This is a genomic window from Micrococcus sp. KRD128 (assembly GCF_017168395.1).
GTDB classification, from domain to species: Bacteria; Actinomycetota; Actinomycetes; order Actinomycetales; family Micrococcaceae; genus Micrococcus; species Micrococcus luteus.
Window position 1 is genome coordinate 54,273 of record NZ_JABFAX010000008.1, and the last position, 20,832, is coordinate 75,104.

At 72.7% G+C, this 20,832-nt stretch carries 20 protein-coding genes; 17 read left to right on the forward strand and 3 right to left on the reverse strand.

The window, feature by feature from the left end; all coding sequences use genetic code 11:
* The first annotated feature begins 167 nt into the window (after window positions 1–167).
* The 8 genes from J1M44_RS03640 (at window position 168) to J1M44_RS03675 (ending at window position 8,208) form a co-directional block, all read left to right on the forward strand.
* The gene (locus tag J1M44_RS03640) at window positions 168–1,394 is read left to right on the forward strand and encodes a glycerophosphodiester phosphodiesterase (protein ID WP_206480563.1); all 1,227 of its coding nucleotides are present in this window, start codon (window positions 168–170) and stop codon (window positions 1,392–1,394) included.
* Between the two features lie 213 nt (window positions 1,395–1,607).
* On the forward strand, window positions 1,608–2,423 hold the full coding sequence (locus tag J1M44_RS03645; protein ID WP_049158878.1) for a hypothetical protein: 816 nt from the start codon (window positions 1,608–1,610) through the stop codon (window positions 2,421–2,423).
* On the forward strand, window positions 2,420–2,887 hold the full coding sequence (locus tag J1M44_RS03650; protein ID WP_002856039.1) for a phage holin family protein: 468 nt from the start codon (window positions 2,420–2,422) through the stop codon (window positions 2,885–2,887). The genes J1M44_RS03645 and J1M44_RS03650 overlap by 4 nt, the downstream gene beginning before the upstream one ends.
* Window positions 2,884–3,582 (forward strand): DUF3618 domain-containing protein, encoded by a 699-nt coding sequence (locus tag J1M44_RS03655; RefSeq protein WP_206480565.1) that lies wholly within the window; start codon window positions 2,884–2,886, stop codon window positions 3,580–3,582. Before J1M44_RS03650 ends, J1M44_RS03655 begins: the two co-directional genes overlap by 4 nt.
* A gap of 154 nt (window positions 3,583–3,736) precedes the next feature.
* Window positions 3,737–4,768, forward strand: a complete 1,032-nt coding sequence (gene panC, locus J1M44_RS03660) for a pantoate--beta-alanine ligase (protein WP_206480567.1) — start codon at window positions 3,737–3,739, stop codon at window positions 4,766–4,768.
* Entirely contained in the window at window positions 4,765–5,463 is a 699-nt protein-coding gene (locus J1M44_RS03665; protein ID WP_144825006.1) for a DNA-3-methyladenine glycosylase, read from the forward strand. Before panC ends, J1M44_RS03665 begins: the two co-directional genes overlap by 4 nt.
* Before the next feature lie 47 nt (window positions 5,464–5,510).
* Entirely contained in the window at window positions 5,511–5,993 is a 483-nt protein-coding gene (locus J1M44_RS03670) for an SRPBCC family protein (protein ID WP_036314813.1), read from the forward strand.
* Window positions 5,994–6,144: 151 nt separating this feature from the next.
* Entirely contained in the window at window positions 6,145–8,208 is a 2,064-nt protein-coding gene (locus J1M44_RS03675) for a M13 family metallopeptidase (protein WP_144825007.1), read from the forward strand.
* A gap of 39 nt (window positions 8,209–8,247) precedes the next feature.
* Here the strand turns inward: J1M44_RS03675 and J1M44_RS11615 are convergent, their stop codons facing one another.
* Window positions 8,248–8,757 carry a MarR family winged helix-turn-helix transcriptional regulator gene (locus J1M44_RS11615; RefSeq protein WP_036314817.1) on the reverse strand — a complete coding sequence of 170 codons (510 nt, stop codon included), beginning with the start codon at window positions 8,755–8,757 and terminating at the stop codon, window positions 8,248–8,250.
* Window positions 8,750–10,624, reverse strand: coding sequence for an MDR family MFS transporter (locus J1M44_RS03685; RefSeq protein WP_044658624.1), 1,875 nt, complete (start codon window positions 10,622–10,624; stop codon window positions 8,750–8,752). The genes J1M44_RS11615 and J1M44_RS03685 overlap by 8 nt, the downstream gene beginning before the upstream one ends.
* A 168-nt stretch (window positions 10,625–10,792) precedes the next feature.
* Here J1M44_RS03685 and J1M44_RS03690 point away from each other — a divergent pair, with 168 nt between their 5' ends.
* From J1M44_RS03690 to J1M44_RS03725, 8 genes are all read left to right on the forward strand, one after another.
* The gene (locus J1M44_RS03690; protein ID WP_206480569.1) at window positions 10,793–11,782 is read left to right on the forward strand and encodes an NAD(P)-dependent oxidoreductase; all 990 of its coding nucleotides are present in this window, start codon (window positions 10,793–10,795) and stop codon (window positions 11,780–11,782) included.
* A 32-nt stretch (window positions 11,783–11,814) separates the two neighbouring features.
* Window positions 11,815–13,329: a lysine--tRNA ligase gene (gene lysS, locus J1M44_RS03695; protein WP_044658626.1), complete on the forward strand. Its 1,515-nt coding sequence runs from the start codon at window positions 11,815–11,817 to the stop codon at window positions 13,327–13,329.
* A 1-nt stretch (window position 13,330) separates the two neighbouring features.
* On the forward strand, window positions 13,331–13,570 hold the full coding sequence (locus J1M44_RS03700) for a hypothetical protein (RefSeq protein WP_036384193.1): 240 nt from the start codon (window positions 13,331–13,333) through the stop codon (window positions 13,568–13,570).
* Window positions 13,571–13,733: 163 nt separating this feature from the next.
* On the forward strand, window positions 13,734–14,036 hold the full coding sequence (locus J1M44_RS03705) for a histone-like nucleoid-structuring protein Lsr2 (protein ID WP_036314827.1): 303 nt from the start codon (window positions 13,734–13,736) through the stop codon (window positions 14,034–14,036).
* A gap of 156 nt (window positions 14,037–14,192) precedes the next feature.
* Window positions 14,193–16,748 carry an ATP-dependent Clp protease ATP-binding subunit gene (locus tag J1M44_RS03710; protein ID WP_206480571.1) on the forward strand — a complete coding sequence of 852 codons (2,556 nt, stop codon included), beginning with the start codon at window positions 14,193–14,195 and terminating at the stop codon, window positions 16,746–16,748.
* A 326-nt stretch (window positions 16,749–17,074) separates the two neighbouring features.
* Window positions 17,075–17,257 carry an Rv0909 family putative TA system antitoxin gene (locus J1M44_RS03715; protein WP_002856078.1) on the forward strand — a complete coding sequence of 61 codons (183 nt, stop codon included), beginning with the start codon at window positions 17,075–17,077 and terminating at the stop codon, window positions 17,255–17,257.
* A gap of 199 nt (window positions 17,258–17,456) precedes the next feature.
* Entirely contained in the window at window positions 17,457–18,464 is a 1,008-nt protein-coding gene (locus J1M44_RS03720) for an IS481 family transposase (RefSeq protein ID WP_050275533.1), read from the forward strand.
* Between the two features lie 10 nt (window positions 18,465–18,474).
* Window positions 18,475–18,990, forward strand: coding sequence for an amino-acid N-acetyltransferase (locus J1M44_RS03725; protein WP_206480573.1), 516 nt, complete (start codon window positions 18,475–18,477; stop codon window positions 18,988–18,990).
* Window positions 18,991–19,027: 37 nt separating this feature from the next.
* Here J1M44_RS03725 and J1M44_RS03730 read toward each other — a convergent pair whose 3' ends face one another.
* The gene (locus tag J1M44_RS03730; protein ID WP_206480575.1) at window positions 19,028–19,960 is read right to left on the reverse strand and encodes an A/G-specific adenine glycosylase; all 933 of its coding nucleotides are present in this window, start codon (window positions 19,958–19,960) and stop codon (window positions 19,028–19,030) included.
* A 41-nt stretch (window positions 19,961–20,001) separates the two neighbouring features.
* On the opposite strand from J1M44_RS03730, the gene J1M44_RS03735 reads away from it, so the two are divergent.
* Complete coding sequence (locus tag J1M44_RS03735; RefSeq protein WP_206480577.1) at window positions 20,002–20,832, forward strand: hypothetical protein; 831 nt, start codon at window positions 20,002–20,004, stop codon at window positions 20,830–20,832.

The following is a 20,832-nucleotide window of genomic DNA, read 5'->3' on the forward strand; positions in this document are numbered from 1 at the left end:
GCCGGGCGTGGCGCCGCGCATCGTGACGGGCGGCTGAACCTCTTGGATCAGCCCCCGTCACCGGCTGTTCACCGGACGGGCCGTCTGCGGCCGGAGGGGGGCCACCCGGTCGACACCCGGCTCTGGCCCACTGGAGCGGTCATCCCCCTCCCGGAAAGGACCGTTCCATGACCTCCGTCCGTCGTCACGCCACCCGCGGCCTCGTGGCCCTCGCCGCCGCCGTCGCCGTCAGCGCCCCGCTGGCCGCCCCGGCCGTCGCCGCCCCCGCCGCAGCGACGACCCCGGCCGCCGCGCAGTCCGTCACGGACAAGCCCGTGGTGCGCCCCGACGTCGTGGGCCACCGCGGCGCCTCCGGCTACCGCCCCGAGCACACCCTGGCCGCCTACGAGCTGGCCGCCGCCCAGGGTGCGGACGTGATCGAGCCGGACCTGGTCTCCACCCAGGACGGCGTGCTCGTGGTCCGCCACGAGAACCTGATCGACGGCACCACGGACGTCGCCCAGCGACCCGAGTTCGCCGACCGCAAGACCACCAAGGTCGTCGACGGCGTGGCCCTCACCGGCTGGTTCACCGAGGACTTCACCCTCGCCGAGCTCAAGACCCTGCGCGCCAAGGAGCGCCTGCCGCAGGTCCGCCCCGAGTCCGCGTCCTACGACGGCCGGTACCAGGTGCCCACCTTCGAGGAGGTGCTCGAGCTGCGCGAGCGCCTCTCGGCCCGGTACGGCCGGCAGATCGGCGTCATCCCCGAGATCAAGCACCCCACCTACTTCGACTCCATCGGCCTGTCCATGGAGGAGCGCGTCGTCGAGCTGCTCGACGAGCACGGCCTGAACAAGCGCAACGCCCCCGCCACCGTGCAGTCCTTCGAGCTCGCCAACCTGCGCGATCTCAACGAGAACCTCGGCCTCAAGGCCGAGACGGTGTTCCTCTCCAGCGTCAACGGCGCGCCCTACGACTCCGTGGCCGCCGGTGATACCGCCCGCGACTACGACTTCTACGAGACCGCCGCGGGCATGCGCGAGGTCCGCGCGGCCGGCGTCGACACGCTCGGCCCGGCCTTCGCGCAGATCATCACCAAGGAGAAGGACGGCTCGATGGGCGAGGAGACCGCGTTCGTCTCCCTCGCCCACCGCGCGGGCCTCGAGGTGGTGCCCTACACCTTCCGCGCCGAGAACCAGTTCCTCTACACGGAGTTCCGCTCCTCCACGGACCGGAACGCGCAGGGCGACATGGTCGGCATGATCCAGCCGTTCCTCGACGCCGGCATCGACGGCTTCTTCACCGACCACCCCGACCTCGGCGTGCAGGCCGTGGACGTCTGGATGCAGGGCAAGAAGGAGCACCCGGGCCGTGGCGTCGGCAAGACCGCCCAGCGGGGCCTGAAGGCGCGCTGACCCCGTCCTGACCGGAGACGACGCCGGCGCGCCGCCCGGCCCGGTGGGGGCGGCGGCACGCGTGTTGCGCCGGCCGATCCCGGCGGCCCCGAGGTCTTCCGGCACGTCCCTCGCGGTGCTTACCTTGGCCCTCAAGACCGGTGGACCCGGTGACGTGGACGGCCAGAAGGGCCGCCATGAGGGGCCGCCGACCCGGACGAAGGAAGGCACAGCATGACGACGAACACGCCGCAGAACGCCCACGGCTCCTCAGCCGAGGGCCGTGACGCCAAGGACCAGGCGAAGGACAAGGCCCAGCAGGCCGCGGGCGAGGCCCAGGGCCAGGCGAAGGCCGTGGCCCACGACGCCAAGGACAAGGCCCAGGACCTCGCGGCCACCGCCAAGCACGAGGCCGGCCAGGTGAAGGACGAGGCCGCTGACCAGGTGCAGTCGCTGGTCGGCTCCGCCCAGGAGCAGGTCGGCGCGCAGGTGCAGACCCAGCAGGAGCGGCTCGCGGGCCAGGTGCGCAGCTACACCGACGACCTGCACCGCGTGGTCTCCGGCGAGCAGCCGCAGACCGACCTGGTGCGCCGGGGCGTCGCCTCGGTGGCGGACCGCGCCGAGGCCCTGACGCAGCGCCTGGAGACCGCCTCCCCGCAGGATCTGCTGCAGGACGTGCGCGGCTTCGCCGCTCGCCGTCCGGGCACGTTCCTGGCCCTCGCCCTGGGCGCCGGGCTGGTGGCCGGTCGACTGACGCGCGGCATCCGCGACGCCGCCCAGCCGGACTCCGCCGCCTCCACCGCGCCGCGCCGTCACGAGACCCGTCCGGAGGCGGTGCACGCGGACGTGACCCCGCACCACCTGGACTCGCAGGCCCCGGCCTACTCGAGCGATTCGCTCTCCCAGGCCGACGGCCGCGTCGCGGACGGTGCCGGGCCCCGCCGCGCGGCCGGCGTCGGGGACATCCCGTACGGCACGCAGGCGCCGGTCCAGCAGGGCCTGACCGCCGAGCGGCCGTTCGACCAGACCCGGCCCGGGGGTGACGCATGAGCACCGCCCACGAACCGTTCCGCGACGCGACGCCGCGCTCCGGCGCGCACACCCCGCCGCCCACGCAGGCGGAGTTCCGCGCCGAGCACGAGAGCCTCGGCGAGATGTTCCAGAGCCTGTCGGCCAAGCTGTCGACGCTGGTCAGCCAGGAGATCGCCCTGGCCAAGGCCGAGGCCACCGAGTCCGCGAAGAAGGCCGGCAAGGGGGCGGGCCTGCTGGCCGGCGCCGCCGTCGGCGGCTTCTTCCTGCTGATGTTCCTGTCCCTGGCCCTGATGCACCTGCTCGACGTGTTCCTGCCGATCGGCTGGGCCGCGTTGATCGTGGCCGTGCTGTGGGGCGTCGTCGCGGCCGTGCTGGCCGTGCAGGGCAAGAAGGACATCGAGAAGATCAAGGGTCTGCCGCAGACCCAGGAGACGCTTCAGGAGATCCCCGAGACCCTGAACCCCGCGAAGGAGACGCGATGACCACGAGCAACAACCCCGACGAGATCCGCGCCGACATCGAGCGCACGCGCCGCGAGCTCGGCCAGGACGTGGACGCCCTCGCCGAGAAGGTGAGCCCCACGAAGGCCGTGTCCCGGCAGACCAACCGCATCAAGGACGGCTTCATCCACGCGAAGGAGAACATCATGGGCTCCCCGGAGCAGCACCGCCACGAGCCCTCGCTGGGCGATCGCGCCCACGGGATGGTCGACGACGCCCGGGCCTCCGCGTACGGCGCGGCCGGCCAGGCCCAGGACCGCCTGGGCGACGCCGGCGACCGCGTGTCCGAGTGGGCCGACGACGCCCAGCACGCCCTGCACCAGGCCCCGGCTCAGCTGCGCGGCCGCACCGCGGGCAACCCGTTGGCCGCCGGGGTGATCGCCTTCGGCGCCGGCCTGCTGCTCAGCTCGCTGATCCCCGCCTCACGCGTGGAGCAGCGCGCCGCGGAGGGCCTCAAGGACCAGGCCGCCCCGCTGGTGGACGAGGCCAAGCAGGCCGTCCAGCAGCTGCGCGAGGACCTCGAGCCCGCCGCCCGCGAAGCCGCCGGGAGCGTGAAGGAGTCGGCCACTGAGGCCGCTTCCCACCTCAAGGACCAGGGCACGGACACGGCGCAGGACCTCAAGGCGCAGTCCCAGGACGCCGCCCGCCAGGTGAAGGACACGGCGAAGAACGCCTGAGCCCGACCCGAGCACGACGCCGGCCGGTCCCGTTGACGGGGCCGGCCGGCGTCGTGCGTGGTGGGGCCGAATCCGGCCCGCAGCTCAGGCCGTCGACCAGATGTGCGTGGTGAGGCGGAAGTCCTCCACGAGGCCCCGTGCCTAGACTCGGAGGGTGACCCCTCTCGACCGCGTCCCCGACCAGCGCCCCGTCCCCGCCGGCACCGGCCTCACCCTCGAGGACGCCTTCCCCGCTCCCGTGACGGCCGAGGCCGACGGCGTCTCCGCGCGCCCGCGTCTGGCCCGGACCGTCGCCGAGATGCGCTCCGCTCTCCGTGAGCTCGTCGCCCACGCCACGGACGACGGCGACGCCGAGCCCGTCACCGTCGGCCTGGTCCCCACGATGGGCGCCCTCCACGGCGGCCACGCGGCCCTGGTGCGGCGGGCCCGCGCCGAGAACGATGTCGTGGCGGTCAGCATCTTCGTGAACCCGCTCCAGTTCGGCGATCCGGCCGACCTGGAGCACTACCCGCGCACCCTGGAGGCGGACCTGGACCTGCTGACGGCGGCGGGCGCCGACGTCGTGTTCGCCCCGGACGTGCAGGAGATGTACCCGGGCTACCCGGACGCGCCGATCGTCACCGTCTCCGCGGGCCGCATGGGGGAAGTGCTCGAGGGCGCCTCCCGCCCGGGCCACTTCGACGGCGTGGCCACCGTCGTGGCGAAGCTGTGGAACATCGTGCGCCCGGCGGTGCCGGCCCTGCGCAGCTACTTCGGCCAGAAGGACGCGCAGCAGCTCACCGTTCTGCGCCGCCTGGCCATGGACCTCGACATCGACGTCGACGTCCGCGCCGTGCCCATCGTCCGCTCGCCCGAGGGCCTCGCGCTCTCCAGCCGCAACACCCGCCTGGACGCCGCGGGCCTGGAGCACGCGCTCGTCCTCAGCCGCGCGCTGCGCTCCCTGGCCGACGCCGCGGCGGCCGGCGAGCCCGTCGACGTCCAGGCCGCTCGCCGGATGGTCGAGGACGAGCCGGACGTCGAGCTGGACCACCTCGTGGTGGTGGATCGGGACACCTTCGTCGAGCTCGGTCCGGAGCTGCTGTGCCAGCCGCTGCGCCGCGAGGCCCTCGCCCTCGTGGCCGCGCACGTGCCGCCCGTCCGGCTGATCGACACCATGGTGCTGCCCGCCGCGGGGCCGCTGCGGTGACCCCGGAGCGTCTCGCTGCCGCCTTCGACGGCCCCTCGCCCGCGCTCGCCGCGACGCTGCTGGGGTGTCGGCTGACCGTCGTCGCCCCGGACGGCGCCGTCACCGTGCGGCTGACCGAGACCGAGGCGTACGGGAACGCGGGCGCAGACCCCGGCGCCCACTCGTTCCGCGGTCGCACCGAGCGCAATGCCGCGCTGTTCGGGCCGCCGCGGCGCACGTACGTGTACCTGAACTACGGCATCCACCGCTGCCTGAACCTGGTGGGCCACCCCGAGGGGGAGGCCGGCGGTGTGCTGCTGCGTGCGGCCGAGGTGCTCGCGGGAGGGGACCTCGCGGTGGCCCGCCGCGGCCGGGACACCGGCCCCAAGCTGCTCTCCGGGCCGGGCAACCTCGGCCAGGGCCTCGGCATCACCCTGGAGATGGGCCACGCGCCCGTGGAGATCGTCGCCGCGCCGCCGGAGGTGTCCGACGACGGCGGCACCCCGGCCCGCCTCGCCGCGCCGGCCGCGCCCGCCCGGTTCCTCCTGGCCCCGCCCGCGCCCCGCGATCCGGCCGGGCCGCCGATCGAGGTCGTGACGGGCCCGCGCGTCGGCGTCTCGGGGGAGGGCGGCTCCGTGCGCTTCCCGTGGCGGTTCAGCGTGGCCGGCCACCGCAGCGTGTCCGCGTTCCGGCGTGGGCGCAACGTGCCGGACTGAGGCTCAGACCTTGTCGGCCGCCCCGGCCCCGTGCCTAGGTTGATCCCATGACCGAGATGAACAAGACCGCCCACGGCGAGACCCAGCAGACCGTCACCCGGACCATCGACGCGTCCGCCAAGGACGTGTTCGACTTCTTGACCCTGCCCGCGAACCACGCGAAGTTCGACGGCTCGGGCATGGTGCAGTCGGACGACAAGACCCAGCGCATCCAGAAGGTCGGCGACGTGTTCACCATGAACATGCATGCGGAGCACATGGGTGGCGACTACCAGACGGACAACCATGTGGTCGCCTACGACCCGAACAAGCTGGTCGGCTGGAAGACCGCCCCCGCCGGCACCGAGCCCAAGGGCTGGCAGTGGGTCTACCGGCTCGAGGACAACGGCTCCGGCAGCACGGACGTGTCCCTCACCTACGACTGGACCGACGTGACCGACCCGGAGCTGCTGGAGAAGAACCTCTTCCCGATGGTCTCCGAGGAGCAGATGGAGGAGTCGCTCGCGAAGCTGGCCGCCGAGGTCGGCTGAGCCCCCGCCTCCCGACGGCGGCCCCCGGGCCGGCCGTCCCCACGACGACGGGCACGCACCCGACCAGGGTGCGTGCCCGTCGTCGTGTCCGGTGTCACGGCTAGAGTGCCGTGCGAGACCGTCCCACCCCCCACGTCCAGGAGGATCCGCCGTGACCGCCACCGCCGAGCCCGAAGTCCCGTCGCCGCGCGAGGACCTGTACCGCCACGTCAACACCGGGTGGTTGGACACCCACGAGATCCCCGCGGACCAGGGCGCCTACGGCGCGTTCCTCGAGCTGCGGGACGCGGCCGAGCTCGCCGTCCGGCACCTGTGCGAGGACGCCGTGCGCGAGGTCGGCGCGGGCTTCGACCCCGCCCAGGCGCGCGTGCAGGCCACGGCCGCGGCCGGCGCGCACCGGGACGCCCCGCTCGCGCCGCTGGATGCGGAGGACACGGAGGGCATGGAGCATCCGGAGCTCAAGCGCCGGATCGCCGCGCTGTACGCCTCCTTCATGGACGACGAGACCGTGGAGGCCCGCGGCCTCGAGCCGATCGCCTCGGACCTGGCGGCGGTGGCCACCGTGACCACCCCTGCGGAGCTGCTCACCCTCTCCGGGCGACTGCAGCGTCAGGGCGTCTCCGGCCTCATCAACACCGGCGCACTCAACGACGCCGGGAACCCGGACCGCATGCTCCTGCACCTGCTCCAGGGCGGCCTGGGCCTGCCGGACGAGTCCTACTACCGGGACGAGGCCTACGCCGAGATCCTCGCGCAGTACACCGAGCACACCGGCCGCCTGCTGACGCTGGCCGGGATCGGCGCGGACCGGGACGAGGCCGCCGCGCTGGGCGTCCGGGTGGTGGAGCTGGAGAAGCGCATCGCCGCCCTGCACTGGGACCTGGTCCGCAGCCGGGACGCCGTGGCCCGCTACAACCCCATGACCCACGACCGCCTGACGGAGCTCTTCCCCCTGGCCGAGGCCTGGCTCGAGGGTGTGGACGCCGCGGGCGAGCGCGCCGCGGAGGTCGTGGTGTGGCAGCCGGACTTCCTCTCCGGTGTGCAGGGGCTGCTCGAGGGACCCGAGGCCGCCGACCTCGAGGACTGGCGTCACTGGCTGATCCTGCAGGTGCTGCGCTCCTTCGCCGGCTTCCTGCCGGACGCGTTCGTGCAGGAGAACTTCTCCTTCTACGGCCGCCGCCTGGCCGGCACCGAGGAGGTCCGCCCCCGCTGGAAGCGCGCGGTCGCGTTCGTCAACGGGGCGGCCGGCGAGGACGTGGCGCAGCTCTACGTGGCCCGCCATTTCCCGCAGGGCCACGTGGCCGCGATGGACGAGCTCGTGGGCCTGCTCCAGGAGGCCTATCGCCGGTCCATCGAGGAGCTCGAGTGGATGGGCGAGGAGACCCGTCAGCGGGCGCTCGAGAAGCTGGCGATGTTCCGCCCCATGGTGGGCTACCCCTCGAAGTGGCTGGACTACTCCGCCCTCGAGGTCCACGCCGGCGACCTGCTGGGCAACGCCCGCTCCTCCTCGGAGCTCGAGTGGGAGCGGGACCTGCGCAAGATCGCGGACGGGCCGGACCCGGAGGAGTGGCACATCACGCCGCAGACGGTGAACGCGTACTACTCCCCGCTCGAGAACGCGATCGTCTTCCCGGCCGCCATTTTGCAGCCCCCGTTCTTCGACCCCGAGGCCTCGATGGCCGCGAACCTGGGGGCGATCGGCGCCGTGATCGGCCACGAGATCGGCCACGGCTTCGACGACCAGGGCTCGCGGTACGACGGCGCCGGTCGGCTCGAGGACTGGTGGACCGAGGAGGACCGCGCGGCGTTCACCGAGCGCACCTCCCGGCTGGTGGCCCAGTACAACGCGCTCTCCCCGGCCGAGGCCCCGGACCACCGCGTCAACGGCGAGTTCACCCTGGGGGAGAACATCGGCGACCTCGGCGGCCTGGGCATCGCCCACCGCGCCTTGGAGATCTGGCGGGACGAGGGCGACGGCGCCTCCCTCGACGCCGCGGCGGGGGACCGCGAGTTCTTCACCGCCTGGGCCACCGTGTGGCGTCAGCTCACGCGACCGGAGGCCATGGTCACCCGCATCGCCTCGGACCCGCACTCGCCCAACGAGTTCCGCTGCAACCAGGTGGTCAAGAACATCGACGCCTTCCACGAGGCGTTCGGCACGCGCGAGGGGGATCCCATGTGGCTGGCCCCGGAGGAGCGCGTCACCATCTGGTGATCCCGCCCGCCGGCCGGGCCCGCGGGTCCGGCCGGCGGCTCACTCGGACTCGGCGGGGTCCTGCATCCGGGTCTGACGCTCGGCGGCCAGCCGGTCCAGCAGGCGCGTCAGCGTCCGGATGTCCTCGCGGTCCCAGCGCGCCAGGTCGTCGCGCAGCCCGCGACCCGCCGGGCCGCCGCGCACCGCGTCGAGGCGGGCGAGCCCCTCGGGGCTGGCGCTCAGGAGGGCGGAGCGGCGGTCCCGCGGGTCCGGCTCTCGGGTGATCAGCCCGGCGGCCTCGAGGTCGCGGACCATGCGGGAGACCTGGGCGCGGTCCACCAGCAGGCCCTCGGCCACGGCCGAGGGCGTCATGGTCCCCTCGTTGGCCAGCATCATGAACGCCTTCATCGCCCCGACGGACAGGGCCGGGCTGAGGGCCGCCGCGTAGCGGACCATCACCTGGCGGTGCTGCAGGACCAGACGCGAGAACGCCTGCTCGAGCCCCTGGACGGCGGCCTCGAAGCCCGCGTCGTCGCCGCCTCTGCCCGGGTCCGGGGCGCCGTCAGCCACGGCGGGCCCGGACCAGCGCGGTGACGACGGCCGCCAGCAGGGCCGTCCCCGCCACGGCCAGCGCCGCGGGGACGACGGGCCGGCCGGCCACCGGCGACGCCGTCGCCGGGCGCTCGGCCGCCACCGCCCGGGACTCCTCCGGGTCCTCGGCGGGATGCTGCCCCTGCGCCGCGGTCACCACGGGGATCGGACCGGTCGCGGGCAGCGTCTGCATGGCCTCGGCCGTGGAGTGGGTGGCCAGGTCGGCGCGGGTGGCGTGGAGGCGCTCGGAGGTGGTCATGCGACCCAGCGGGATGTTCGGCAGGAACAGGATCGCGATCAGCGCGACGATTGCGAGGGGCACGCCCACGAGGAACGCGTGGGAGATGCCGGTGGCGTAGACGTCCTCGAAGATCGAGCGCAGGCCGTCGGGCATCTCTGCCACGCGTGGCAGGGTGCTGGACTGCAGGCTCTCGGACCACTCGGCGGCGTCCGGGCCCAGGCTGCGCAGGGCCGCGGCGAGGTCCGCGCGGCGCTCCTCGATGCGGTCCGGGACCACGTTGGAGACCACGGCGCCCATCACGGCGACACCGATGCTGCCGCCCAGGGTGCGGAAGAAGGTGACGCCGGAGCTGGCGACGCCCATCTGCCGCGGGTCGGTGGTGTTCTGCACCACGAGCACGAGGTTCTGCATGGTCATGCCGACGCCGGCGCCGAGCAGGAACATGTAGAGGGACACCAGCCAGAAGGAGGTGTCGTAGTGCAGGGTGCCGAGCAGGGCGGTGCCGGCGATCAGCAGGACGGCGCCGATCACGAGCCAGCGCTTCCACACGCCGGTGCGGGTGATGAGGCCGCCGATCACCGTGGAGGACACGAGCAGGCCGAGGATCATCGGGATGGTCATGAGGCCGGCCTGGGTCGGCGTCGCGCCGCGGGCCAGCTGCATGTACTGGGCCAGGTAGACGGAGGAGCCGAACATGGCCAGGCCCGTGGCGATCGAGGCGATCGTCGCGAGGGTGAAGGTGCGGTCGCGGAAGAGGGTGAGCGGGATGAGCGGCTCGGCGACGCGCAGCTCGGTCACGACGAACAGGACGGTGGCGACGGCGGCGCCGCCGAGCATCCACGCGGTGGTGGTGCTGGCCCAGTCGAAGTCGCGACCGGCGCTGGTGACCCAGATCAGCAGCAGCGCGGTGGCCGCGGTCAGGAACACGATGCCGAGGTAGTCGATGGACACCTTCTGGCGCTCGCGGTGCGGGAGGTGGAGGGTGCGCTGCACCATCACCAGGGCGACGACGGCGAAGGGCACCGCCACGAAGAAGTTCCAGCGCCAGCCCCACAGGTCGGTGATCACGCCGCCGGCGAGCGGGCCGCCCACCGTGGCCACGGCCATCACGGCGCCGAACAGGCCCATGTAGCGGCCGCGCTCACGCGGGCTGATGATGTCCGCCATGATCACCTGGCTGAGCGCGACGAGGCCGCCGCCGCCCAGGCCCTGCACGGTGCGGCAGACGATCAGGAAGGTCGGATCGTGGGTGAACCCGGCCGCCGCGGAGGCGGCGACGAAGATCGCCAGGGCGACCTGGAAGAGGACCTTGCGGTTGACGAGGTCGGCCAGCTTGCCCCAGATCGGGGTGGCGATGGCCGTGGCGAGCAGGGCCGAGGTGATGACCCAGGTGTAGGCGGTCTGGTCGCCGCCGATGTCGTGGATGATCACCGGCATCGAGGTCGAGACCACCGTGTTGGCGATCATCGAGACGAACATGCCCAGCAGGAGGCCGGTCAGGGCCTGGAGCACGGAGCGGTGGCGCGCGGCGTCGGCGGCGGCGCGCTCGAGCGAGGGGGCGCCGGCCGGCGCGACGGCCTCGGGGGCGGGGGAGGTTGGGGTCATGGGGTCCTTCGGCGGGAGGGGCGGCGCGGTGATTGACATGAGTCAATGATTGACGAGAGTCAATCATAAGGGGCGTCGGCCCGGGCCGCACCCGCCGTCCGCGGTTAGCCTGGTCACGCCGGACGACGCCCCGTCCTCCCCGCCCCGATCCGAGAGTGAGGCGCTGCCGTGACCCCCCGTTTCCTGCTCATGACCCGCCTCCCCGAGCCCGGGCTCGGGATGCTGCGCGCGGCCGGAGAGGTGGTGGACGGCGCCGACGTCGGAGGGGACGCCGCGCTCGCGCGGCTGGTGGCCTCGGGGGACTACGACGTCGTCGTCTCGGCCCTGGACCAGAAGGTCACCGCCGACGTGCTCGCCGACGCGCGGATCAGGGGCATCGCCAACTACGCGGTCGGCTACAACAACGTGGACGTGGCCGCCGCGACGCGGCGGGGGATCGCCGTCGGCAACACCCCGGACGTGCTCACGGACGCCACCGCGGACATCGCGATGCTCCTGATTCTCGGTGTGACCCGCCGCGCCCCCGAGGGTGAACGGATGGTGCGCGAGGGGCGGTTCCACGGCTGGGCGCCGGACCTGCTCGTGGGCCGGGACGTGCGCGGCGCGACCCTGGGCCTGGCCGGTTTCGGGCGGATCGGCAAGGCGGTGGCCGAGCGTGCGCTCGCCTTCGGCATGGACGTCGTGTTCGCGCCGCGGCCGCCCGCGCACCGGGAGGTCGCGGCCGCGGAGCTCGGCGACCTCGCCGGCCGCGTCCGTCAGGTCCGCTGGGAGGAGCTCGTCGAGGCCGCGGACGTCCTGTCCCTCCACGTGCCCCTGACGGACGACACCCACCACCTCGTGGATGCGGACGTGATCGCGAAGATGAAGGACGACGCCGTCCTCGTCAACACGGCCCGCGGCCCCGTGGTGGACGAGGCGGCCCTCGTCACGGCCCTGCGCGAGGGGCGGCTCTTCGGCGCCGGTCTGGACGTCTACGAGGACGAGCCCGCCCTCGCCCCGGGCCTGGCCGAGCTGGGGAACGTGATGCTCCTGCCGCACCTGGGCTCCGCCACCCGGGACACCCGCGCCGCGATGGCCGAGCTGGCCGCGCGCAACGCGATCGCCATGGCCACGGGCGCGGAGGTCCCGGCCCTCGTCAACCCCGGGGTGCGCGGCTGACCGGCGGGGCGCCGTCGGTAGACTCGGGGACCGTGACCACCCAGAACTCCGCCTCCGCCGCCGTCGACCACCACGATCAGCAGGCCGTCCGCGCCGCCAAGCGTGAGCAGCTGCTCGCCTCGGGCCGCGAGGCCTACCCCGTGCAGGTGCCGCGCACCCACGCGCTGGCCGAGGTGCGTGAGCGGTTCGACGGCCACGAGCCTGACTGGGCCTCGGGCGAGACCGTGTCGGTGACCGGGCGCGTCGTCTTCCTCCGCAACACCGGCAAGCTCTGCTTCGCCACCCTGCAGGAGTCCGGCGCGGACGGGGAGGCCGTCCGCCTCCAGGTCATGGTGTCCCTGGCCGCCGTCGGTGAGGAGTCCCTGGCCGACTGGAAGAAGGTCGTGGACCTGGGCGACTTCCTCTCCGTCACCGGCGAGGTGATCGTCTCGCGCCGCGGCGAGCTGTCCATCATGGCCTCGGCATGGGAGATGGCCTCCAAGGCGCTGCGCCCCCTGCCCGTGCTGCACGCGGACCTGAACGAGGAGACCCGCGTCCGCCAGCGCTACGCGGACCTGATCGTGCGCGAGGAGGCCCGCCGCATGGTCTACACCCGCGCCAAGGTCACCTCGGCGGTGCGGCGCACCCTCGAGGGCCACGGCTACGTGGAGGTGGAGACCCCGATGCTCCAGCTCGTCCACGGCGGCGCCCTCGCGCGTCCCTTCGAGACGCACCTCAACGCGTTCGACCAGCCGATGACCCTGCGCATCGCCACCGAGCTGTACCTCAAGCGCGCCGTCGTCGGCGGCATCGACCGCGTGTTCGAGATCGGCCGCGTGTTCCGCAACGAGGGCGTGGACTCGACCCACTCGCCCGAGTTCACCACCCTCGAGTCCTATGAGGCGTGGGCGGACATGCACGTCATGGCCGAGCGCATGCAGGAGATCATCCTCAACGCCGCGGACGCGGTGGGCGCCGGGCGTCGGCTCGAGACCGCGAAGGGCGTCATCGACCTCGACGGCGAGTGGGCCTGGGTCGCCGTGTACCCGGGGCTGTCCGAGGCCGTGGGCCGCGAGATCACCCCGGAGACGGACGCCGAGACGCTGCGGGCGATCGCCGCGGAGCACGAGGTCAAGGTGGACCCCGCGTGGGACGCGGAGAAGCTCGTGATCGAGCTGTTCGGCGAGATCGTGGAGCCCACCCTGATGAACCCCACGTTCGTGTACGACTACCCGCCGGCCGCCCAGCCGCTCGCGCGCCCGCACCGCTCGGACGACCGGGTCATCGAGGCCTGGGACCTGATCATCGGCGGCATGGAGCGCGGCACCGCGTTCTCCGAGCTGATCGACCCCGTCATCCAGCGCGAGCGCCTGACCGCCCAGTCGGCGATGGCGGCCGCCGGCGACGACGAGGCGATGCAGCTGGACGAGGACTTCCTGCGCGCCCTCGAGTACGGCGCCCCGCCCATGGGCGGCATCGGCCTGGGCATCGACCGCCTGGTGATGCTGTTCACGGACGCCGGCATCCGCGAGACCATCCTCTTCCCGCTGCTCAAGCCGGAGGCCTGACATGGCCGACTTCTGGGACTACTTCTCCGTCCTCGCCCCCTCGATCGGCCTCGGGCTCATCTTCTGGCTGGTGATGCGCTCCCTGCTGCGTTCGGACACGGGCGAGCGCGAGAGTCAGGCCCGCCGGCTCTCGGGCGCGGACGCGCGGGCGGCCCGCGAGGAGGCCGAGGCCCGTGAGTGGGCGGCCCGACGCCGAGCCGAGGGAGGGCCGGGGGCTGATCCGGAGGACCGCGCCCGGTGAGATTCCTTCCCCGGCGTTGAAGAGTCCTTCTGCCCGGCTTTGTTGCGGTATTCTTGAATCACCACAAGTGCACGGCCGGAATCGTGAGCACGCGGGAAGAAGCCCGAGAGCGAAGACCGGAACCCAGGGACACGCGCACGAGAGAAGAAAGTGGGAATCACCGTTGGCACAGAAGGTAGAAGTGGTCCTCGTGGATGATCTTGACGGTTCGCCTGCAGATGAGACCGTGAACTTCGCATTGGACGGTCGCAATTACGAGATCGACCTGTCGAAGGAGCACGCCGCGGAACTCCGTGAGTTCCTGAAGCCCTACATGAAGAAGGGCCGCGCCGTGGCACCGCCGTCGCCCAAGGTCGAGGCCGCCCAGATCCGCAAGTGGGCGGCCGAGAACGGCTACGAGGTCTCGAGCCGGGGCCGTCTGCACCGCGACGTGGTGGAGGCCTACCGCAACGCGAAGCGCAAGTGAGCGTCCCGCCCGGGTGCGTCGAGGAATCGGCGTCCCCGGGCCTCGTTCCGGCCCCTCCCGACGACGGCCGGGCCGCTTCTCCCGCTGGCGAACAGCCGCGCGGCACGCGGTCCGGGTGCGTAGTGTCGACCACGACCGTACGCAAGGAGTGTGCCCATGTTCGAGAGATTCACCGACCGCGCCCGTCGGGTGGTCGTGCTCGCCCAGGAAGAGGCGCGCATGCTCAACCACAGCTACATCGGCACCGAGCACATCCTGCTCGGACTGATCCACGAGGGTGAGGGCGTCGCAGCCAAGGCACTGGAGTCCATGGACATCTCCCTGGGCGCCGTGCGAGAGAAGGTGCAGGAGGACATCGGCCAGGGCCAGCAGAACCCGCCCGGCCACATCCCCTTCACGCCGCGCGCCAAGAAGGTGCTCGAGCTGTCCCTGCGCGAGGCGCTGCAGCTCGGCCACAACTACATCGGCACCGAGCACATCCTGCTCGGCCTGATCCGCGAGGGCGAGGGCGTGGCCGCCCAGGTCCTCGTGCAGCTCGGCGCGGACCTGAACCGCGTCCGTCAGACGGTCATCCAGCTGCTCTCCGGCTACCAGGGCGGCGCCCAGGGCGGCAAGGAGACCGCGGGTGCCGGGGTGGGCCAGGGCGGCGAGGCCGGCCAGAACGCCGGCTCCGTGGTGCTGGACCAGTTCGGACGCAACCTCACCGCGGCCGCGCACGACGGCAAGCTGGATCCCGTCATCGGGCGTGCGGGTGAGATGGAGCGCGTCATGCAGGTGCTCTCCCGCCGCACCAAGAACAACCCCGTGCTCATCGGCGAGCCCGGTGTCGGCAAGACCGCCGTCGTCGAGGGCCTGGCCCAGGCGATCGACCGCGGCGACGTCCCGGAGACGCTCAGGGACAAGCAGCTCTACTCGCTGGACCTCGGCTCCCTCGTGGCTGGCTCCCGCTACCGCGGCGACTTCGAGGAGCGCCTGAAGAAGGTGCTCAAGGAGATCCGCACGCGCGGGGACATCATCCTGTTCATCGACGAGATCCACACCCTCGTCGGGGCGGGTGCGGCCGAGGGTGCGATCGACGCCGCCAGCATCCTCAAGCCGATGCTGGCCCGGGGTGAGCTCCAGACCATCGGCGCCACCACGCTGGACGAGTACCGCAAGCACATCGAGAAGGACGCCGCGCTCGAGCGCCGCTTCCAGCCGATCCAGGTCGCCGAGCCGTCCGTCGAGGACGCCACGGAGATCCTGCGCGGCCTGCGGGACCGCTACGAGGCGCACCACAAGGTCTCCATCACGGACGGCGCGCTCAAGGCCGCCGCCGGCCTGGCGGACCGCTACGTCTCCGACCGGCACCTGCCGGACAAGGCCATCGACCTGATCGACGAGGCTGGCGCGCGTCTGCGCATCCGTCGCATGACCGTGCCGCCGGAGATCAAGGCCTACGAGTCCCGGATCGCGGAGGTGCGCACCCAGAAGGAGGCCGCCATCGACGGCCAGGACTTCGAGGGCGCCGCCCGCCTGCGCGATCAGGAGCAGCAGCTCGAGGACGAGCGCCGCGAGAAGGAGCAGGCGTGGCGCACCGGTGCGGACGCCGACGTCGCCACGGTGGACGAGGACCTCATCGCCGAGGTGCTCTCCAAGTCCACCGGCATCCCGGTGTTCAAGCTCACCGAGGAGGAGACGGACCGCCTGCGCAACATGGAGGAGGAGCTCCACCGCCGCGTGATCGGCCAGGACGAGGCGATCAAGTCCCTGTCCCGCGCCATCCGCCGCACCCGCGCGGGCTTGAAGGACCCGAACCGCCCCTCGGGGTCGTTCATCTTCGCCGGCCCCACCGGCGTCGGCAAGACGGAGCTGGCCAAGTCCCTCGCGGAGTTCCTCTTCGGGGACGAGGACGCGCTCATCACGCTGGACATGTCCGAGTTCCAGGAGAAGCACACCGTCTCGCGTCTGTTCGGTGCCCCTCCCGGCTACGTGGGCTACGAGGAGGGCGGCCAGCTCACCGAGAAGGTCCGGCGCCGTCCGTTCTCCGTGGTGCTGTTCGACGAGGTGGAGAAGGCCCATCAGGACCTCTTCAACTCCCTGCTGCAGATCCTCGAGGACGGTCGCCTGACCGACTCGCAGGGCCGCGTGGTGGACTTCAAGAACACCGTGATCATCATGACCACGAACCTCGGCACCCGGGACATCTCCAAGGGCGTCATGACCGGCTTCCAGTCGGCCACGGACACCACCACCGGGTACGAGCGGATGAAGGGCAAGGTCAAGGAGGAGCTGCGCCAGCACTTCCGCCCCGAGTTCCTCAACCGCGTGGACGACGTGATCGTGTTCCCGCAGCTGCAGAAGCACGAGATCGTGGCGATCGTGGACCTGTTCATCTCCCGCCTCAGCAAGCGCCTGGCGGAGCAGGACCTGTCCATCGAGCTCACCCAGTCCGCCAAGGAACTGCTCGCGGACCGAGGCTACGACCCGGCCATGGGCGCCCGCCCGTTGCGCCGCACCATCCAGCAGATGGTGGAGGACCAGCTCTCGGAGAAGATCCTCTTCGGCGAGATCCCGGCCGGCTCCCTCATCACCGTGGACGCCACGGGCGAGGGGGAGGGCGCCGAGCTGACGTTCACGTTCTCCGGCGGCCGGGAGGCCCTGGAGGGTGCGGACCTGGCCGAGCTCGAGCCCGGTGCCGGCGATCCGGTGGACGCCGACCGCTCCGCGTGACCCGCGGGGCCTGATCCGCGACGCCGGACCGCGCGTCCGGTGCCCACGGCCCGTCGCCCCTCCCCTCGGGGAGGAAGGCGGCGGGCCGTCGTCGTGCCCCCGCGGGACGCCGGGGCCGAGGTCCGCGACACCGCCGCCGGCATCAAGGACGGCCTCTCGACGGACCGCTGAACCGGCCCGCCTCCCCGCAGGCACGAGAGGGGTTCCCTCGCGGCGGGATCGGTGCCAGTGTGGTCTGTGACCGCTCGACGGTGGTCCTGTCTCCGCTTCGACCCGGCGCTCGCCGGGACGGCCGCGGAGCAGCCCCGAGAAGAAGGAGGCCGCCCATGGGTATCGGTGACCTGAACAACCTCGCAAACCAGCACTCGGACAAGATCAACGAGGCCGTGGACAACGCTCAGGAGCAGCACGGCGACAAGCTCGGCGAGCACGGCGACACCGTGAACAAGGGTGTCGACGGCGCGCAGGAGAAGTTCCTGTCCGGGGACGAGGGCGAGCAGCAGGCCTGAGCCTGCCGTCGACGCCGCGGGAGCCCCCGCCCGGTCCGCCGGGACGGGGGCTCCCGTCTGTCCAGGGCCGGGATGCCCGTGCCTAGATGTTGTGGGTCATGAGGTTCTTGACATGGGTACCGGGCTGAGATGAGACGAGTGGGCCTCTCCCGCAGGATGGAAGTTCCTACACCACCCACCTGCCCGAAAAGACCCACTCATGACTCACGCTAACGCACCCCTGACCCCCACTGGCCGACTCAGGATGGTCCACCGCCACCTGCACGACGGGATCCCGCAGGCACACGTGGCCGCCGAGTTCCGGGTGAGCCGGCCCACGGTGGCCACCTGGGTCGCCCGCTACCGCGCCCAGGGAGAAGCCGGTCTTCAGGACCTGCCCAGCCGGCCGCACCGTTCACCTGCCCAGCTCGATCCGGTCCTGGTCGCCCGGATCCACGCCCTGCGGCGGGAGCGCAAGTGGTCCGCACGGCGCATCCATCACCACCTCGTCTCCGAGGGCCACCGGGTGTGTCTTCGTACCGTGGGACGGTGGCTGCACCGACTCGGGATCTCCCGCCTACGGGACCTGACCCCGGCCGGAGAAGACCTGCGCCAACGACCCCAGAAGATCACCGCGAGAGGGCCGGGGCACATGGTGCACCTGGATGTGAAGAAGATCGGGAAGATCCCAGACGGGGGCGGCTGGCGCACCCACGGACGTGAAAGTGAAGCAGGCCGTGCTTCCAAGCGTGGTGCAGGCCGGCGGGTCGGCTACACCTACCTGCACTCGGCGATCGACGGGTTCACCCGGCTGGCCTACACCGAAGCGTTGGAGGACGAGCGGGCGGCCACGACCGTGAGCTTCTACTGCCGGGCGAGGGCGTTCTTCGCCGCCCACGGCATCACCGTGGACCGGGTGATCACGGACAACGGAAACAACTACCGGGCTGCGGACTTCACCGCGAAGGTGGTCTCGCTCAGAGGCCGGCATCACCGGATCCGACCCTACACCCCGCGCCATAACGGGAAGGTGGAGAGGTACAACCGGCTGATGGTCGATGAGGTCCTCTACGCCCGCCCCTACACCTCAGAGCAAGCTCGGCGTGAGGCCCTGGCGGTGTGGGTGAACCACTACAACTACCATCGGCCTCATACCTCCTGCGGGGACGCCCCGCCAACCTCGTTGGCGCCGGCCCGAGTCAACAACGTCATGCCCTCCTACACCTAGACTGGACCCCATGCCTGCCGACCGCCCCCTCACCCTCCGCTCGGCGCGGACCCAGGACGTCCCGGTCATCCAGGCGCTCGTGGAGCCGCTGGCGCGGGAGCGCGTTCTGCTCCAGAAGGAGGCCGTGGCCTACTACGAGGCCATCCAGGAGTTCGTGGTCGCCGAGGAGGCGGACGGGACCCTGGCCGGCTTCGGCGCCCTCCACGTGATGTGGCAGGACATCGCCGAGGTCCGCACCCTCGCCGTCTCGGAGGCCCACCGGGGGACCGGCGTCGGGCACCTGATCATCGGGGAGCTGCTGGACCGCGCGCGGGCCGTGGGCGTCGAGCGGGTCTTCTGCCTGACCTTCGAGGTCGAGTTCTTCCGCCGGCACGGATTCGAGGTGATGGCGGACCAGTCCGCCGTGGACCCGGAGGTCTACGCAGAGCTGCTGCGCTCCACGGACGAGGGCGTCGCCGAGTTCCTCGACCTCGCCCGGGTCAAGCCGAACACGCTGGGCAACACGCGGATGATCCGCCGCCTCTGATCCGCCGCACCGCGGGCCGCCCCGTGCCCCGGCGAGGTCAGGCCGGGAAGGTGAGGCCGCCGTCGTCGTCCCGGGCCAGCAGCCCGTCCGCCACGAGCCCGGCCACGCACCGCGTCCACTGCGCGTCCTCGGGGCGGTGCGACCCGAGCCGCCCCCCGGCCACGACGACGGCGGGCACCTCCGCCTCGGCCACGCACCCGTGCTCGCGGACGGCGGCCATCACGGCCCCGCGCACCTGACGGTCCGTGCCGGCCCAGGCCTGGCCGCGCGGCACCTCCGCCGGCGGCGGGGAGCCCGCCGCGACCCACGCGCACATCTCCGCCAGGGGGCAGCGGTCGCAGGCGGGGGAGCGGGCGGTGCAGACGAGGGCCCCGAGCTCCATGACGGCCGCGTTCCACGCGTTGGCGCGGGCGGGGTCCGCGGGCATCAGGGCCTGGGCGCGGCGCATCTCGGCGCGGGTCAGCGACCTGCCGGGCAGGGCCTCACCCGCGACCGCGCGCGCGATCACCCGGCGCACGTTGGTGTCCACGACGGTCTCGGGGATGCCGAACGCGAAGCTCGCGACCGCCGCGGCCGTGTACTCGCCGATGCCGGGCAGGGCGCGCAGGGCCGCGGGGTCGGCCGGCACCCGGCCGTCGTGGCGCTCGACGACGGCCCGGGCGGCCTCCTGCAGGCGCAGCGCCCGGCGCGGGTAGCCGAGTCGGTCCCAGGCCGTGAGCACGTCTGCGGTGGGGGCGGCGGCCAGGTCCGCGGGGGTGGGCCAGCGCTCCAGCCACTCCCGCCAGCGGGGCAGCACCCTCACGACCGGCGTCTGCTGGAGCATGATCTCCGAGACGAGCACGCCCCACGGGGAGCAGTCCGGGCTGCGCCAGGGCAGGTCTCGGGCGTGGACGGCGAACCAGCCCAGCACCGCGTCGTGCAGGCGCGGCACGTCCACCGTGGGCGGGACGAGGGGGGCGGGCGCGGGCATGGCGTCCACTGTAGGGTGCGCCGCCGCCTACCCTGGATCGCATGCCGTCTCGTCCGACTTCCCCCGGGTCGAAGCCGTCCCCCGCCGTCTACCGCCGCCGGCGGCTCGTGGCCGCCCTGCTCGCCCTCGTGCTCCTGCTCCTCGTGGGGTGGGCCGTCGTGGCGCTCGTCCGCGCCGGGATCGGCGCCTTCTCCTCTGAGGACGCCGACCCCTCGGCCGCCCCGACGCCGGTGCACTCCCCGTCGCCCGCCCCGGCCACGGACGCCGAGTCCGGCTCCGCCTCGCCCACCGTGGCCCTCGAGGACGCGGCCGAGTGTCAGCCCTCGGACCTGCGGATCGCCGCCTCCGCAGACCGGTCCGAGTACCAGCGGGGCGAGGAGGCCGAGCTGCGCCTGGGCATCACGAACCTCTCCTCGACCCCGTGCCGCACGGATGTGGGCACGGCCCGGCAGGAGTTCACGATCCGCACGGCCGAGGGCGACGACGTCTTCTCCACCCGCATCTGCCAGGCGGACCCCGAGGAGGCCCAGCGGGTGCTGTACCCGCACGAGGAGCTCACCGCCGTGTACCGCTGGTCCGGCCGCGCCTCGAGCCAGGACTGCGGCCGCCTCGGCGCTCTCGCGGAGCCCGGGCCCCATCTGCTGACGGTCGGCCTCGGCGACGTCACCTCCCGCCCCGTGGCGCTGAAGATCCTCGAGGAGCTCGCCCCGGGGGCCCAGGACAGCAACTCCTCGGCCGCCCCCTCCTCGAGCGGCAGCGCCTCCCCGTCGGGGTCCGGCTCAGCTCCGGCGTCCGCCTCAGCCTCGGCGTCGGCCTCGCCGTCCCCGGCGTCGGTCTCGACCACCGACCCGTCGCCGTCACCGTCCCGCTGA